This window comes from Agathobaculum sp. Marseille-P7918, from assembly GCF_964248325.1.
In the GTDB taxonomy this organism is placed as follows: domain Bacteria; phylum Bacillota; class Clostridia; order Oscillospirales; family Butyricicoccaceae; genus Agathobaculum.
This window is the reverse complement of the sequence record NZ_CAXTXI010000004.1, coordinates 204,420-218,007: the sequence shown is the minus strand read 5'-3', so window position 1 is coordinate 218,007 and position 13,588 is coordinate 204,420. Positions and strand designations below refer to the sequence as shown.

Annotated in this window: 21 protein-coding genes; all 21 read right to left on the bottom strand. The window is 61.2% G+C overall.

The genetic code is table 11. The annotated features are described in order from the left end of the window. Position 1: 1 nt before the first annotated feature. Entirely contained in the window at positions 2-265 is a 264-nt protein-coding gene (locus tag ACESSO_RS08080) for a phage holin (protein ID WP_373164533.1), read from the bottom strand. A gap of 12 nt (positions 266-277) precedes the next feature. Then, entirely contained in the window at positions 278-721 is a 444-nt protein-coding gene (locus tag ACESSO_RS08075; protein ID WP_373164532.1) for a hypothetical protein, read from the bottom strand. 101 nt (positions 722-822) lie between these two features. Further along, complete coding sequence (locus ACESSO_RS08070; protein WP_373164531.1) at positions 823-1,230, bottom strand: hypothetical protein; 408 nt, start codon at positions 1,228-1,230, stop codon at positions 823-825. Next, complete coding sequence (locus tag ACESSO_RS08065; RefSeq protein ID WP_373164530.1) at positions 1,227-1,928, bottom strand: hypothetical protein; 702 nt, start codon at positions 1,926-1,928, stop codon at positions 1,227-1,229. Before ACESSO_RS08065 ends, ACESSO_RS08070 begins: the two co-directional genes overlap by 4 nt. A 24-nt stretch (positions 1,929-1,952) precedes the next feature. After that, positions 1,953-2,576: a hypothetical protein gene (locus ACESSO_RS08060; protein WP_373164529.1), complete on the bottom strand. Its 624-nt coding sequence runs from the start codon at positions 2,574-2,576 to the stop codon at positions 1,953-1,955. A gap of 9 nt (positions 2,577-2,585) precedes the next feature. Next, a complete protein-coding gene (locus ACESSO_RS08055; RefSeq protein ID WP_373164528.1) occupies positions 2,586-3,125 on the bottom strand; it encodes a hypothetical protein in 540 nt (179 codons plus the stop codon). Next, positions 3,118-4,179, bottom strand: a complete 1,062-nt coding sequence (locus ACESSO_RS08050) for a baseplate J/gp47 family protein (RefSeq protein ID WP_373164527.1) — start codon at positions 4,177-4,179, stop codon at positions 3,118-3,120. Before ACESSO_RS08050 ends, ACESSO_RS08055 begins: the two co-directional genes overlap by 8 nt. Continuing rightward, complete coding sequence (locus ACESSO_RS08045; RefSeq protein ID WP_373164525.1) at positions 4,163-4,618, bottom strand: DUF2634 domain-containing protein; 456 nt, start codon at positions 4,616-4,618, stop codon at positions 4,163-4,165. Before ACESSO_RS08045 ends, ACESSO_RS08050 begins: the two co-directional genes overlap by 17 nt. 12 nt (positions 4,619-4,630) lie before the next feature. Then, positions 4,631-4,903, bottom strand: a complete 273-nt coding sequence (locus ACESSO_RS08040; RefSeq protein ID WP_373164524.1) for a hypothetical protein — start codon at positions 4,901-4,903, stop codon at positions 4,631-4,633. Positions 4,904-4,912: 9 nt separating this feature from the next. After that, a complete protein-coding gene (locus ACESSO_RS08035; RefSeq protein ID WP_373164523.1) occupies positions 4,913-6,418 on the bottom strand; it encodes a CHAP domain-containing protein in 1,506 nt (501 codons plus the stop codon). A gap of 171 nt (positions 6,419-6,589) precedes the next feature. Then, on the bottom strand, positions 6,590-7,030 hold the full coding sequence (locus tag ACESSO_RS08030; RefSeq protein ID WP_373164522.1) for a hypothetical protein: 441 nt from the start codon (positions 7,028-7,030) through the stop codon (positions 6,590-6,592). 62 nt (positions 7,031-7,092) lie between these two features. After that, positions 7,093-8,751: a hypothetical protein gene (locus tag ACESSO_RS08025; RefSeq protein WP_373164521.1), complete on the bottom strand. Its 1,659-nt coding sequence runs from the start codon at positions 8,749-8,751 to the stop codon at positions 7,093-7,095. Then, a complete protein-coding gene (locus ACESSO_RS08020) occupies positions 8,738-8,872 on the bottom strand; it encodes a hypothetical protein (protein ID WP_373164520.1) in 135 nt (44 codons plus the stop codon). The genes ACESSO_RS08025 and ACESSO_RS08020 overlap by 14 nt, the downstream gene beginning before the upstream one ends. 71 nt (positions 8,873-8,943) lie before the next feature. Next, entirely contained in the window at positions 8,944-9,339 is a 396-nt protein-coding gene (locus tag ACESSO_RS08015; RefSeq protein WP_373164519.1) for a hypothetical protein, read from the bottom strand. Positions 9,340-9,351: 12 nt separating this feature from the next. Then, positions 9,352-9,780, bottom strand: a complete 429-nt coding sequence (locus ACESSO_RS08010; RefSeq protein ID WP_373164518.1) for a phage tail tube protein — start codon at positions 9,778-9,780, stop codon at positions 9,352-9,354. Positions 9,781-9,793: 13 nt separating this feature from the next. Beyond that, complete coding sequence (locus ACESSO_RS08005) at positions 9,794-10,891, bottom strand: phage tail sheath C-terminal domain-containing protein (protein ID WP_373164517.1); 1,098 nt, start codon at positions 10,889-10,891, stop codon at positions 9,794-9,796. Beyond that, positions 10,892-11,326, bottom strand: a complete 435-nt coding sequence (locus ACESSO_RS08000; protein WP_373164516.1) for a DUF6838 family protein — start codon at positions 11,324-11,326, stop codon at positions 10,892-10,894. It lies immediately after the preceding gene. Next, complete coding sequence (locus tag ACESSO_RS07995) at positions 11,323-11,793, bottom strand: HK97 gp10 family phage protein (RefSeq protein WP_373164515.1); 471 nt, start codon at positions 11,791-11,793, stop codon at positions 11,323-11,325. Before ACESSO_RS07995 ends, ACESSO_RS08000 begins: the two co-directional genes overlap by 4 nt. Beyond that, positions 11,783-12,121, bottom strand: coding sequence for a head-tail adaptor protein (locus ACESSO_RS07990; protein WP_373164514.1), 339 nt, complete (start codon positions 12,119-12,121; stop codon positions 11,783-11,785). Before ACESSO_RS07990 ends, ACESSO_RS07995 begins: the two co-directional genes overlap by 11 nt. Continuing rightward, positions 12,105-12,413, bottom strand: a complete 309-nt coding sequence (locus tag ACESSO_RS07985; protein ID WP_373164513.1) for a head-tail connector protein — start codon at positions 12,411-12,413, stop codon at positions 12,105-12,107. Before ACESSO_RS07985 ends, ACESSO_RS07990 begins: the two co-directional genes overlap by 17 nt. A gap of 4 nt (positions 12,414-12,417) precedes the next feature. Beyond that, positions 12,418-13,587, bottom strand: coding sequence for a phage major capsid protein (locus ACESSO_RS07980; protein WP_373164512.1), 1,170 nt, complete (start codon positions 13,585-13,587; stop codon positions 12,418-12,420). Between the last annotated feature and the right edge of the window lies 1 nt (position 13,588).

Here is a 13,588-nt window from a genome sequence, read left to right as displayed (position 1 = left end):
CTCACTTTTCCAGCGGCTTGTCATAGGTCATTGCGCGGTCAGAGTCGGTCAGGCCGCTGGTTGTCGGGTCGATAAATACGCCCAGCACTGCCAGCGCCAGCGTAACCAGCTGCACCGGATTATTGAGAACGGATTTCATTCCCTCCCATACAGCCGACCAGCTTGTGAACGACTGCGGGTCTACGCCAATCGCGGTGATAGCCACCGACGCAACGCTGACCCAAAACCACGGGTTTCTGAATCTTACCGGAATGTTTACCTTCATTGTACTTCCTCCTTATAAAAAATCTCGTTTTTCCAGCCGCTCGGCATAAACGCGTTTGATATTTGCAACCGCGTGGACGGCTCTGTTATTTTGATAGTCCGGGTGCGCACGGCAAAATGCCTCATACCCGTCTATCTCGGCGAGAATTTCAATAAATTCCTCGCGCGTGTGCGGGATATCCCGCAGCAGCTCATTGTTGAACCGCAGAATCTTTGCGCGGTGCATGTCCGCGTCGCGCTCGTCATCGAGCCTAATGTGGTCATCCAGCCGCTGCCGCGTGTCCTTTTGCATCCGGCTGATGTCGTCCAGCCGCGCGATAACGTCGCGGTTGATGACGCTGCCGAGTGCCCGTGCAATCGCCGACCACGGATTCACCTTGATCGGCGCAATCTCGACCAGCGACAGCACCAGAAAAAGCAGGCCGCTCCCGCTGGCGAATAGCTCAAGGATACTCATACTTCCTCCTATGTACCAAGAGAGACAACGGCCTCCCCTCCTCTCACTTCCGCGCCCCGTGAGGGCGCTTTTTTACGTCCTTTGGTCAACCCGGCAAAAGTTCACCTCCCCCGCCGGTGTGCAAGCCACGCCGCCAGCCGGTGCAGGGCGTTCTCGAGCCACACGGCCGCGGCGCTGAGGAAAAACCACGCGACTGCGAACTGCAAACACACCTGCCCCCAAAGATTGAACGGCATGTCGGAATAGTCCCAGACATTCCAGCCGAGCCAGCGGTTGACCACCAGCCCCACCAGCAGCTCAAGCACAGTCACGATCGCCGCGCCTTGCAGCATTTGCAGCCAGAGCGGCGGGTGGTCCTGCCACTCGTCCAGCAGGCCAATGAGGGCAAAGCACACCCCGCCCAAAACGCCCATCGTCCAGTGGGAGTGCCCGCGCCAGAGGGTTTCGATACCCATGTATACCAGCCCTCCGATGATAGCCAGCACAATATGTAACAGCAGTTTTCTCACGTTACAGCCTCCGTTTCCGCTACCGCACCTGCCTGCGTCAGAATCTCCTGCATGTGCGCCGCGAGATCTTCCGGCAGCTCTGCGCCATAGGTGATGCCCGCCAGCTCCGCTGCGTCCGCGCGCCTGATCCATTCAAACAGATGGTTGCAGTAGGTTGTGTGGTAAATCTTATGCGCGATACTAGCCTGCGCAATCGCGGTAATCTCATCCGCCGTGAAAATGCGGCAAAGCGTGTCATCTGTATGGTATAGGTAAACAGATGCACCCTTGTCAATTTCGTTTTTCGCGGTTGTGAGGTTGATTTGGTCTTTCTCAGTCAGCGAGAAATGCTCTGTGCCCTGCGTAGTTTCCACGTCCATGCCCGCATAGATAGCAGCCTGGCTTGCCGCGGATATTTCGGCATGTTTGGCTTCGCGCTTTTCCTCCAGCGACACCGGATCGGGGTGCTCCGCCTCCCACGCGGCCAGCTCCTCGGCAGTCGCGCCTTCGACCCACGTTTCTGCGTCCCAGCGGGGCTTTACAAAGCCCGCGCCGCCCGCGTGCAGCTTTCTATCCGGCGTCGTCTCGGAATCGACCAGCATATCTCCATCTTGCATGGTATATCCGACCACGGTTTGCTCTTCATTTTCCGTTTGTACCAGCACATAATCTTTGTAGAATCCTTTTGCATCCACGACGCAGCAGTGTTTGTAATGCATGCCATTTCCCTCCTTGCAAATGGGTTAGTTTTGTGCTTGGAATGTGGCTCCAAATGAGACATAATCAAATTCAACGGGAGAATAAATGGAAATATCTCCATTTGCAGCAATTTGTGCTTCTGCAATTCCTCGGATGCCACCTTTATACGCGTGAGCCGCACAGCATACAGTTGCATTAGGACGAAATCCAGCAGGAAGTGTTGCAATGAAATTATCACTTGCTGCACCTGTTCCATATACCGCACAATTTACAACACAAATTCCCTCTTGTGTCTTGCAATAAGATGATTTTGCGGCGTTGCTCCATCCCGACCGAAAGGATATTTCGTGTTCCTGCGGCGGCGTTTTATCTGCCTTTCCCGCTAACTCCGCCGCAACGGTCGTCACTGTCCAGTGTTCCGCGTTCCATGCCTCGCCGGATGGGATTGCTGTGCCGCACTTGTGCAGCTTACCGCCGTGCGTGCAGTAGTCGCCCACGGCGTAGCTGCCCTCCGGATCGTACGCCGCGGCCGCCGCCACGGCCAGCAACACCAGCTGGTCGATCTTCTCCCAGTTTTTTGTGAGCGCCTCGGTGACGTTAAACGTCAGATTGCCGTCCGTCTCCGGGTCGTAGCAGAACAGCTTCAAAACTTCGGTTAATTTACTCATGCCCGCCTCCTAAAAAGCAAAATCATGCAGCGTGTGGCTCTGCAGCTCGTCTATCGTCATGCCGTGCACCTCGCGCACCAGCAGATAACGGTAAACGTACTGCAGCGCAAGGTGCGCCGGGATGACCTCAAGCACCGCGGCCTGCAAGGCGTCTTGCGCCTGCTCGGTTGGCACGCCGTACGCGCCGACAAACCGCAAGATAATCTCGCCCGGCTGGTAGTCCACCTCGACCTCGCCGTTCTCCCATGCGTCGCACACGCGCTGGATGAGGTCGATGTCGCACTTGCCGGTCGCACTTCGCCACTTCGCCTGCAATACGCTGCGCCGCTCGGCTTGCGTGTCGCCTTTGCCCGGCGTCAGCCCTGCGATGCGCTCCTCGACCGGCAGGATATAGGTCATGGTGTCCAGAAACAGCTGCGCCGCCGCCTCGCGCGCCGCGTCCCGCTGACCCTCATCCACCGCCTGCACCGCGCCGAGCAGCGCAATCACCCATGCGTCGCGCCGGTAGGCGGTCGGCAGGCTTTGCAACATGTCGTCGAACTCACGCATAGCTGATGCTCACCTCCCCCAGCACCGCGCACTCCCGCTCGCCGACGGCGACGTTCCCCGTGCCGCCGTTGACTTGCAGGTTTTCGAGGTCAAGCACACCCTCCACGTCCAGAATGCGGTCGGTAATGCGGGCAAAGCTGACGTAGTCCTGCCGGAACACGATTTCCGCGAGGTACGCGGTCACCGCCGCTTTGATGCCCGCCGTGACCGTCTCCTCCTCGGCGGTGTTCAATTTGGACACCGTTCCAGAAAGGGAGATTTCCTTTTTCGCCGCCGCCTCGACGTAGCACTGCGCACCGATTGGCGCCTGCCCCTCGCCGCGCCCCGTGCTGCCGGGGTCGATGTAGTCCTGCACCTGCTCGACCAAGTCCTCCGGCGCGGGCTGGCCGGTGCTGTCCACCAGCACCATGTCCACCGTGTTCGCGCCATGTCCCAGCGGGAACACCTTGACCGCGCCCACGCCGCTGACCTCCAGCGCCCAGCTCTGGTAATGATAGATGTTGCCCGAGGTCGCGGGCGTGCGGATTTTGAGCAGATAGCGCGCGTAGTAGGCCGCGTCGTCCTCCTCGTCGTAGCCGCCTATGGTCGGCTCCGGGTTGTCGCAAGCCGCGATGCCCTGCAAGGTGACCGGCATCTGCGTGATGCTGTGCGCGGGCAGGTTGCCCGCTGCGCCGTCCACCCGGCAGGTGACGCGCACCTGCCCCTCGCCGGTAATCTGTACGGTCTCGCTTGCCGCAAACTGGATGCCGCCGCCGGACTCGAACAAATCTCCTTGGTTTACCGTTCCCGTTCCCGTGACGGTCAACGTGCCGGTCGCAAAGGTCGCCTGCCGCCGCTCGAGACCTGCGCGCGGGAACACATAGCGGTCGAGGTCGCTGCCCGTCAGGTTCTCCGGGTCGAGCGCCGCGCGCATCGCCGCGACTTCCGCGTCCGTGCCCTCCATGCGCAGGGAAACCGCCGCCAGCAGGTCGTGGGTCGGATAGCCGACCGTCTTTTGGTAGCTGTCCGGCATCGCCGTGAGCAGGTCGGTCAAAATCTCATTCGCTGTCGACATAGGCCGTCACCTCCGTATCCTCTCCGGTGCGCAAGTGCGCGGTAAATTCCACCTGCAAGCCGCGCCGCAGGCGAGTGAAAACGAAACTGTCCACCGTGCGGATGGCAGGGTTGAACGCTGCCGTCTCGCGCACCTGCCGCTCGATTTCGGCAGTGATAAAGCCCAGCGGCGCGCGCTTTTGCAGCAGCGTGCGGTCGACACCCAGCGCGGTGGATGCGTCCGTGCGGTACACGGGAATTGCGTCCGGCGGCTGCCGCAGCATGAGCGCGAACCACTGCTTGACCGCCTCCACGCCCGACCGCTCGACCAGCGCACCGTCCACCAGCCGGAACGCACCGCGCCCCCGCTCGTCGAAGTCGAACGCGGGCACGCGACCGACCTCTGCCGCCGAGATGCCTTGCAGCTCGGTCGGGGAAAAGGAAAATTTCGCGTCTGCCATGGTTTAGCCTCCTTAAATACGGTCTAGGATGAGTAGCCCGCCGCCGGACAAAATCGCAGCGGCGCGCTCGCCCTTTTGCCAGTCTCGCGCGGCGGCGGTCGCGGTCAGCGTGAGGTTTACCCCCTCCTCTGCCCGCACATTGCCGTCCACTGCGCTGAAAATCAGCGGCTGCGGACGTTCCTGCTCGCACACCGCCTCGTACCACGCCGCCGCATAAGGCGACTTTTTGGCGCGTCTTCCACCATGCTTCATAATCGCTTCCGCGAGTTTCGTCTCGTATGCCATACGCCCTCCTTATCCCCAAGGTGTGCAAAACCCTGTGATTTCCGAATAGTAGCGCGTCATAGCGCGCACGCTGTCCGAGCAGTTGCCCTCGATGGTCTGCACACTCGCCCGCGTCGCGCCGGTCACAATGCCGATGTGCCGCGTGCCCTGTATCATCAGGTCGCCCGCCTTGGGAATGTAGCCACTTGCCACCGTCTTGTACTGCCCGCGCGCCCGGAAATAGTCCGCCATATCGCCGACGTAGCCGTACCCGGTCGGGATAGGCGCGCCCGACTGGTCGGCGCACCAGCAGACAAAGTACACGCACCACGCCACGCCGTTGTGGCCCGCCCAAGCACCGTACTTGTTGATGTTGCCGGGGCTTTCCTTGTAGCCGACCTGGCTGCGCGCGACCGCGACAAAGCTGGACGCGCTGCCGTTTCCGCCCGTGCCGGATGACCCTGCGCCGATGGTGTCAGGCAGTCCCCAGACGGATACGGCATCCGTACTGCCCGCCGCACGCAGCTCGTCGAGGGCGGTGATTTCCAGCTCCATCGTGTGCCCTGCGCCGCCATAGTGATGGACAACCCGCGTGACGCGGTTGCGCCCCTCGATGCCGAAGGCCGGGGAGTTGAAATTCAGCACCGTGCCGCTTGTCACCTCGTCGCAGCCCCAAATCTCGCTGATGGTGCGCGTGCGGCCGATGCGGTCTTTCTGGGCCAAGAGCGTTCGTACCATCTGGCCAAGCTGCGCGGTGCCGGGGTTTTCGCTGACGCGCTCAATGTACTGCAAAAAGCCGTACTGCTCAATGGACGCGGCGTTACTCGCCTGCGCGCCGATGTACACCTTGCCGCTGTCCTCGGCGGCGAGCACCACCGCGTTGTACAGCTCCGCGATGCTGTCCTCGCCACTGACCTGCCCCAGCGCCCATGTGATGTCAAAGGGCGCCAGGTTCCACGCAGGACGGTGAAACGCCTTGATGGCCGTGGTCGACAGCTCACGCACGACCAGACCCTCCGGTGACATGCGTGCCTGATACTCTTTGCCGGTCTCCGCGCTGCACCGCTCCAAAATGTCCGCGATGATGTCGCTCACCGCGTCGCCCAGCCAGACCTCGCTGATTTTGGTCGGCAGACTGCACACGCTCTTGACCCCCACGCCCGCCTTGCTGCACGCCGCGCGGATGGCTTCGTCCGCCGCCATGCCGCTGCACTGCAAAATGATGCCGCTTCGGCCGAGATACCAGCCGCGGTCGTAGGCCGTGAGCCCGCCGTCCAGCCCAACCGTCACCAGCTGCCCGACGAACACATCCTGCTGCGCTGCTTCGTTTCGCAGGCGTAGCTTGTCACCCGGCTGGAGCGCGAGTTTGGGGACGTATTTGTCCCACGGGCTGACGAGCTGCGTGCCAGTCAGCTCGACCGACAGCGCGGTGATGTCGTCCGTCGCGGTCAGGTCACCGACAAAGGCCGTGATGTCGCGGGCCTCGCCGCTGCGCTCAAGGTACAGCCGGTGCTCGTCCACATATCCGTAAGCCAATAACCCCTCCCCCTTTCCGGCGACAGCCGTATTCAATCCGCGGCTCTGTGAGCCGCTTCGCAAAGGCCAGCTTTGCCGGGCTTTGCGATACCCCGATCCAGCGCCCATGGGGCGCGTCATTCGGGTATCGGCGGGTATTGCCCGCCGTATATAGGGGACTTTTGAAGTCCCCTATACGATGAACCGGTATTCCGTGATGGAAATTGTATAAGCAATATCGCCGTTTCGCCGCACGGACGGCTCAAACGCATCCACCGTGCAGGGCATGTTGAGACGGCACACGCCGCCACTGTCCAGCACAATCACGCGGAACGGCACCTTGCGGTCGCGCCAGCGCTCGAAAAAGCTGACGTATGCCCAGCCGTCCTCGAGCGCTTCGGCAGGCATCCAGCTGTATCGCTTCCCGACGGGGAAAAAGCTCGACCAGCTGAGCGACCGCAAGCCGAGCGTGCCGATGCGGCGGTAGTCGTAGCTCAAACCGGTATAGGTTTCGTTGTGCTGCTCGGGCTGCGGCAGCGGGAAGTCCACCGGCACATGCGGCAGCGTGAACACTTCCTCGTTGTTATTGACCGAAAATATGACCTTGTAGGCGATTACCGCCACCTCCTCCATCCGCCCGGCTCACGCACCTGCAGCGGGATGATGTTGGGGGAGTTGCATGGCTCCCCCGCCCATTACATGTTGTCGATCGCGCGGATCACCTTGTCCGCGATCCGCTCGCCCATCTCGTCCGCGTACTGCTCGTTGCCGATGACGTTGCCCGCGACCGTAACGTGTACGGTCACGCGCGGCCCGCCCGCCATGCGCGCGGAGATGTCGTGCGGGATGATCTGCGTGCCGCTCGGCAGGTTCATAATCTCGCCGCCGCGCTCGTTGACCCGCGTCAGACCGCCGCGCCAGTAGCTCGTGCCGAGCGCATTGCCGGTCAGCTTGCCGCCGATCCATGACAACGCAGACTTGCCACCGCTGTACAGGCTGCCCAGCAGCGGGATGCTCTCGATCTTGTCATCCAGCCATGAGAAAAAGCCGGAAACCTTCTCTTTTGCACTGTCAAACGCACCGACGATGCTGTCCTTGATGCCGCCGAACGTCTCTTTTGCTTTTTCCCATAGCGCGCTTGCACCCGCCTTGATTTTGTCCCAGTTTGCAATCAGCAGCGCACCCGCAGCAATCGCAAGACCAATGCCAATTACAATCGGGTTGGCAGAGATCAGCACGCCAGCCGTCTTGACAAAGTTAAAAATCGTTGTTCCGGCACTGATTACACTGCCGGTAAACTGTACGACCTTGGCAATGCCCCACGCCGCGGCGATCGTCTTGAGTACAGAAATAATGGTATCGCCGTTCTCCTGCACCCAATCGAACGCCTGCCCGGCTTTTTCGACCGCAGTGGCAAAGCCCTGATCAAACTGATCAGTCAGCGCGCCCACATTCAGTCCGGCAACCCAATTGGAAAACGCCGTCGCTTTCTGGTCGAGCCACTCAAGCGCCGAGCCTGCGCGGTACGAGCCGTCCTCCTGTGCGCCGAGCAGCTGCATCACGCCGTTTTTCGCGGTTGCCGACGCTTCGCCCAGCTTAGCCAGCGTGTTATTGACCTGCGTCTGGTATGCGCGGCTCTTGACCAGCTGCGTGTTGTTTTGGTAAAACGCATCCGCATAGCCGTCGTAGGCCGCCGTCAGGGTATCCAAAATCAGCGTGGTACGTCCGGCGGTCGTGCCGGTGGCCTCCAGCCGCTCGTTGAATTCGTCCTCTGAGATATTCAGCCAGTTCAAGGCGTCTGCCAGCGCGCCCGTTACTGAGCCGCTGACCGTGGTTTCGCCGATATCCTGAAACAAGCTATTGATGCTGATGCCGTCGCCAAATTTGCCGACCACACCGGCAGCAACGCGCGTCCATTTTGTCACGTCCTGCTGACTTTTCGCCAGAGTGGACAGCGCCTGCGCGGCCTCGGTTGAGGTATCGCTGTCTCCCAGTATCTTATACAGCTCGGAGTACGCTGTGCGCGCGCCCTGTGCGCCGGTTGCCGTATCGGCAAAGGCCGTCAACAGCTTGCCTTGGTTGATGCAGTACTCCTCGGTCGCGCCGTCGAGCGCGATAAAGGCCGTCGTCAGCGCGGTGACGCCCGCGACACCGACGCCCATGGCGGTCTTGGCAAAGCTGGTGATGCCGTCGACCGCCTTATTCTTGAACGCCACCACCTGCCGGGTGGCAGAAATCATGCTGTCGTCGATGTCCGCGCCCGCCTTTTTGGCGTTGCGCGCGGCCTTGAGCAATCCGCCGGACATGTTGTCGCGCAGGTTGAGCACGGTGTTAATGACCTTACTTTTCGCCATCGCCCGCGCCCTCCTTTTCCGGTGAGAATGCCGTGGCCACGCCCGCCGCCGTCAGCAGGCGCATTTCCTCATAATAGCGCGCCCGCCCGACCCGCAGCACCGCCCGGTCTAGGACGCTCATGCGCCGCAGTTCGTCCGGGGTGATGCCTTGCACCGCATAAAATGCTGCGAGGTCGAGGAACGGGTCGCGCGCTACGAGTTTTTTGCCATGTCCTCCGCGGTCTGGCCGTCCGCCTTGTCGGGCAGCAGCCCGTTCCACTGCATGAGCTTGCCGCCGAGCGTGTCAATCTCGCGCACGCTCATCAGCTGGCGCACCGCGTCATACGGGTCGATCACGCCGAGCATCTTGTGCAGCTCCGGGTCTTGCAGCGTGGGGCACGAATCATAGATCAGCGACGTACACACGCCGATCATGTCGGCCGCGCCACCCGCCTCGGCCAGCGCGCCGTAATATTCCAGCTGCTTTGCACTGGACAGCTTTTTGCACTCGACCATCTGCCCGCCGATCTCGAAGTGCTTTCCCTCGTACTGCGCCTGTGCGCGCTGTTCCGCCCGCGCCGCGAGCGCGTCCAGCAGTTTCTTGTCCATGTAAAATCCTCCTTATAACGTCTCCAAAACCTCGAAGTTGCCGAACTTGAACGGAATTTCCTGCTCGGTTTTGGCCTTTTTTTCGAACTTGGCGAGCATGAACTCATCGACCGTGATGTCGGTATAGGAAACGCGCTCGACCTTGTTTGTGCCTTTTTGCGTCTGCGCGGTGATGACCGTGATCTCGGGCATCACACCCGTGCGGAACGCCTCGGCCATCTGGATGAGGATGTCGCTGTCGATTTTCAAAACCGTCAGCGTGCCCTCGCCCGCGTAACCGTTATAAACCTTGTAGGTCGCCGGGTCGCCGCAGACGTTGATGTCCTCAAAGTCGCCCGTGACCTTGGCTTCGACACTCTGCAAGGTGGTCAGCTTCTTGCCGATCCACCACGCCGCGCCGCCGTTGCCGTGCATGATGTGATTGGGGTTAAATTCCGGCATCGCTCAGCACCTCCTAAAACAAATTGATGGGGAAAATGAGGTCGGTCATCGAACCCAAAATCTTGACATTGCCCGCAAGGTACACGGTACGCTTAAACGGCGTGGCCTTTACCTTGTCGTCGTCCCAGTCGGCGGCCTCGGCCTTGCCGCTCGACACCCACGCCGCGCGCTGCGCTTCCACGTCGATGCTGGCGGCGTTTGCGTAGTCCGGGTCGAGAATCAGCTCCTGCGCGAGCTGCCGGAAATAGGACGAGTTGAGCGCCGCGATGAACAGCATCTGGTTGTCGCGCGTGTTGCGGTAGTTGCCCAGATAAGTGCTGCGGAACGTCGATGTAATGTCGTCGCGCATCAGGTCCATCGCCTCGACCGTCTCGATGAACTGCATGTCCTCGGTTTTGGTGTTGCCGTCGAGGGAGGTCAGGGAGTTGATGCCCTGACCAATGCGCACCGCGCTCTCCTCGTCGTGGAACAGAATGAACTTGCCCGCACCGACCGCCGCGTCATTGTCCTCGACCTCTTGCACGGACGCGAGATTGCTGCACAGATAGTTCGTGCAGCCGCGCTCGACGTTGCACACTGCAAGGATGGCCAGCAGGCTCGGCAGGTAAGCGACGCCGTCCTGCTCGCCGCGCTCGTCCGTGAACGTCACCTTTTCGTTCACGAAATGGACAACGTGCATGTCGTCCGGCAGCGGCGTGATATTGTGCACGATGCACTTGTAGCTCTTGGCCTTGGCCGCCTGCGACTTGACCCAGCTTGCAAGCGCCGCGCCGTCCTCCGCGCTCTGCCCCGCAATGGTCAGCCAGCCGGTTTTGACCGTGCGGCTGATTTCAGAAAGCGTGTCGCCCAGCGTGCCCTCGGTGTCCAATCTGAACACATGCGACTGATAAGGCGCAAAGCTCAGCATATCGCTGATCGCGTTGTAGTTCTCGGTCGTGTACAGCGCCTTGTCCGCCTGCAAAGCGGCAAGGTCTGCATACTGTTTATGCGTAAAGCCCTTGTCGGTGTCGTCCCGGATAATCAGGATCGCGATGCCCCGCGCGCTGCGCGCAATGAGCGAAGTCGCCTGCTGCCGGAACGTCACCTCGATTTTCGGCATGGTGATTGCCATTTAAGTTGTCAGCTCCTCTCCGTTGTAGTTGAGGGTTTCCATGTATTCGCCGGTCTCGGCAGCGGTCTCGACCCATGAGATGCCGAACTGCGCGACCAGCACGCCCTGCGAGGTGTCGATCGTGATATCCTCATCCAGCGGCAGCCAGATGCCGCCAACCGCAAAGCCCTCGCCCAGCGTGTCCAGCAGCTGCTCGGCTACCGTGTCGCACTCGTCGCGCGGGCGGTCGCCGGACTTGGGATAGTACCAGATGTCGATGTCGGCCTCATACTCGCGCGCACCGTCGCAGGCCGGGCCGCCACTGACCGGCAGCACGTCGATTTTGAAGGATGGCCGCTTGAGCGGCTTTTTGTCATCCGGCCGCATCACCTCGGCGCCTTGCACAAGGGGCAAAACAAATGCAGCCAGCGCCCCGCGGATATCTCGAATTTTCATATCTTTCGGATCATCTCATCCACTACCTCCTCGCTGGCGCGTTCATACTCGGGTGCAAACGCCTCATAAGCTTTGAGAAACACCTCGCGGCCCTCTACGTGGCCCACCTTGCGGCCGATGCCCTTGCCGGGTTTGACGCCGTGACCATTGCCTTTCCCCTTGCCGGGATTAACCGTCTGGTCGTGGCCGTCCTCAATCAGATGCGCGGGCGGTGCATTCGAGTACACACGCACGGCCTGCGCGCCGTTGCGCTCTTTCCAGACCTTGCCGCGTTTGATGCCCTTCATATAATTGCCGCTGTGCTGCTGGATACCGGCCAGCCGTGCCTGCGCCTTAGTCTTGCGCTTGAGTTTATTGCCTTGTTGCTGTAAAAACTTGCGCTGCGCCTTGCTTGCCTCCTTGGAGGACTGAATGAGCCGGTCGGTGAACTCGTCCAGCTCGGACAGGTCGATGCCATCACGCGCCATCTTCGATCACCAGCTTCAGAAACACCTCGAGCCGGTCGCGCCGCTTGTAGTGCGGCTGCCAATACTGCACGTCGTACCGCTGCCCCTGATACTCGAAGTAGGTCGAGGTCGTCAAGCGGCAGGCGCGCGGCCGGATGGTCAGCTTGTGCGTCACCGCCGCCCGCTCGGTCTCGCCCGGCAGGGTCTCGGTGCGGCCGGACACGACCGTCAGCGCCCCCCAGATTGTGCCGTCCGGGGCGTACTCGTAATCGGATTCCCCGATATCGTTGGTGAACGGCTGCTTGTTGAACACCGTCAGGCGGTGCTTGAGGTCATTGGTCAGGCTCATCGGCGGCCTCCTTTTCCGGGTAGCGGCTGGACAAGGCGATGTGGTTTAGCAGCACTTGCAAGGTAAACGGCACTTCATTTACCGCCGTGTCGGTCACCGGCGTGCGGTTTTCGTACCAGTGCGCGGCCAGCTGCAAAACCGCCATGTCGAACAGCTCGTCACCCGTTTGGGGCGGGTCTTTGCCCGTCATGTCGCGCACCGCATTGTCCGCCGCCGTCAGCATGGCCTCGATCAGCGCGTCCTCGTCCGCATGGTCAATGCGGGCGTAGGTTTTGAACCGCTCCAGCTCCATCAGCTCAACCCGCAGCCTTGACCAGCTTGCGCACCGCGTCCGCCTGCGCGGGCTGGCAGTCGAACATCGCGCTGCCGAGGAACAGGAACGCATTCTTGGTCAGGTCAAAATCGCTCGTGATCGTCACGTCCTCCGGCATATTGCCGATGACCGTGGACAGGTCGACGAGATACGCCTCGTGGTCGGCCACGCGCTCGTCAATCAGCACCGGATAGCCATAAATGTAATAGCTGCCGCCCTCGATACGCACAAGGTCGTTTTTGCTCTTGTCCTGCAGCGGCATAAAGTCCGTGAACAGCGTCTTTTTGCTCATCACAAAGTTTGCGTTCGCGTCGTAGCCGCCGGGCAGCAGCGAAATGAGATTCAAAACATCCGCCGTGGTAAGCGTTCCGCCGCTTGCAACGGTCACCGAATTGCCCTCTGCCCATGTGTTGGCCTTTTCGATGCCCTTGCCCTGGCTCGAGCCGGTGCCGGTCAGGATGGTCGCGGTGATCTGCTTGGCGATCTTCTTCGCGATCATGTCGGTGAGCCAGCTCTCGAAAGCGTCAATTGCCATTTTCTGCACGGACTTGGAGATTTGCACGAGCTTGGTCACTTCGTATGCGGACAGCGTGATCGGAGTCAGTCCGTCCTCGCTCGGAGTGATGTCGTCGTTCTGGTTGTGGTAGGCGGCGTCCGGCTCCTCGCCCTCAACCGCAAATGTCACATTGCCCGGCACGCGCAGCAGCGTGATCTTGTCCAGCAGCGGCGCGTACTGGTGCACCTTCGAAAGAATCTGGTTTGCCGTCTGCGTCGGCACGGCCGGGCCTGCCGAGCCGGTCGCGGTCGTCCACGCGCGCTGCTCGGTTTCGGTCAGGTCACAGCGCATCAGCGTGTGCAGCCATGCGGTGCGGTATTCCGGGCTGTCATAGCCGAAAGAACGCTCCTCGGGCGGCTGCGCCGTCGGGAAGCGGCGCACCTCGTTGCCCGCCGTGCCGGTGGCGATGCGGCCGAGCAGCTGGCGACGCTGTTCTGCCTTGTCGAGCAGGTTCTTGCGCTCCGCGATCAGGCCGTCGGCCTCGGCGGTGAGCGCATCGAGGTCGGCGTCCGGCGCATCAAGCGCGGTTTGGATGGCAGCGAGACGCTGCTCGATCTGGGTCAGGCGGTCGGTGTTGGCGTTGGCATTGATAGGCATA

What these genes read in the sequence shown, in the direction of transcription:
- ACESSO_RS08030 (WP_373164522.1), bottom strand. Translation starts at nt 7,030, where the DNA reads ATGGAGGAGGTGGCGGTAATCGCCTACAAGGTCATATTTTCGGTCAAT.
- ACESSO_RS08000 (WP_373164516.1), bottom strand. Translation starts at nt 11,326, where the DNA reads ATGAAAATTCGAGATATCCGCGGGGCGCTGGCTGCATTTGTTTTGCCC.
- ACESSO_RS07980 (WP_373164512.1), bottom strand. Translation starts at nt 13,587, where the DNA reads ATGCCTATCAATGCCAACGCCAACACCGACCGCCTGACCCAGATCGAG.
- ACESSO_RS08005 (WP_373164517.1), bottom strand. Translation starts at nt 10,891, where the DNA reads ATGGCAATCACCATGCCGAAAATCGAGGTGACGTTCCGGCAGCAGGCG.
- ACESSO_RS08045 (WP_373164525.1), bottom strand. Translation starts at nt 4,618, where the DNA reads ATGGCAGACGCGAAATTTTCCTTTTCCCCGACCGAGCTGCAAGGCATC.
- ACESSO_RS08055 (WP_373164528.1), bottom strand. Translation starts at nt 3,125, where the DNA reads ATGCGTGAGTTCGACGACATGTTGCAAAGCCTGCCGACCGCCTACCGG.
- ACESSO_RS08015 (WP_373164519.1), bottom strand. Translation starts at nt 9,339, where the DNA reads ATGGACAAGAAACTGCTGGACGCGCTCGCGGCGCGGGCGGAACAGCGC.
- ACESSO_RS08065 (WP_373164530.1), bottom strand. Translation starts at nt 1,928, where the DNA reads ATGCATTACAAACACTGCTGCGTCGTGGATGCAAAAGGATTCTACAAA.
- ACESSO_RS08060 (WP_373164529.1), bottom strand. Translation starts at nt 2,576, where the DNA reads ATGAGTAAATTAACCGAAGTTTTGAAGCTGTTCTGCTACGACCCGGAG.
- ACESSO_RS08080 (WP_373164533.1), bottom strand. Translation starts at nt 265, where the DNA reads ATGAAGGTAAACATTCCGGTAAGATTCAGAAACCCGTGGTTTTGGGTC.
- ACESSO_RS07990 (WP_373164514.1), bottom strand. Translation starts at nt 12,121, where the DNA reads ATGAGCCTGACCAATGACCTCAAGCACCGCCTGACGGTGTTCAACAAG.
- ACESSO_RS08010 (WP_373164518.1), bottom strand. Translation starts at nt 9,780, where the DNA reads ATGCCGGAATTTAACCCCAATCACATCATGCACGGCAACGGCGGCGCG.
- ACESSO_RS08025 (WP_373164521.1), bottom strand. Translation starts at nt 8,751, where the DNA reads ATGGCGAAAAGTAAGGTCATTAACACCGTGCTCAACCTGCGCGACAAC.
- ACESSO_RS08020 (WP_373164520.1), bottom strand. Translation starts at nt 8,872, where the DNA reads ATGAGCGTCCTAGACCGGGCGGTGCTGCGGGTCGGGCGGGCGCGCTAT.
- ACESSO_RS07995 (WP_373164515.1), bottom strand. Translation starts at nt 11,793, where the DNA reads ATGGCGCGTGATGGCATCGACCTGTCCGAGCTGGACGAGTTCACCGAC.
- ACESSO_RS07985 (WP_373164513.1), bottom strand. Translation starts at nt 12,413, where the DNA reads ATGGAGCTGGAGCGGTTCAAAACCTACGCCCGCATTGACCATGCGGAC.
- ACESSO_RS08050 (WP_373164527.1), bottom strand. Translation starts at nt 4,179, where the DNA reads ATGTCGACAGCGAATGAGATTTTGACCGACCTGCTCACGGCGATGCCG.
- ACESSO_RS08040 (WP_373164524.1), bottom strand. Translation starts at nt 4,903, where the DNA reads ATGGCATACGAGACGAAACTCGCGGAAGCGATTATGAAGCATGGTGGA.
- ACESSO_RS08075 (WP_373164532.1), bottom strand. Translation starts at nt 721, where the DNA reads ATGAGTATCCTTGAGCTATTCGCCAGCGGGAGCGGCCTGCTTTTTCTG.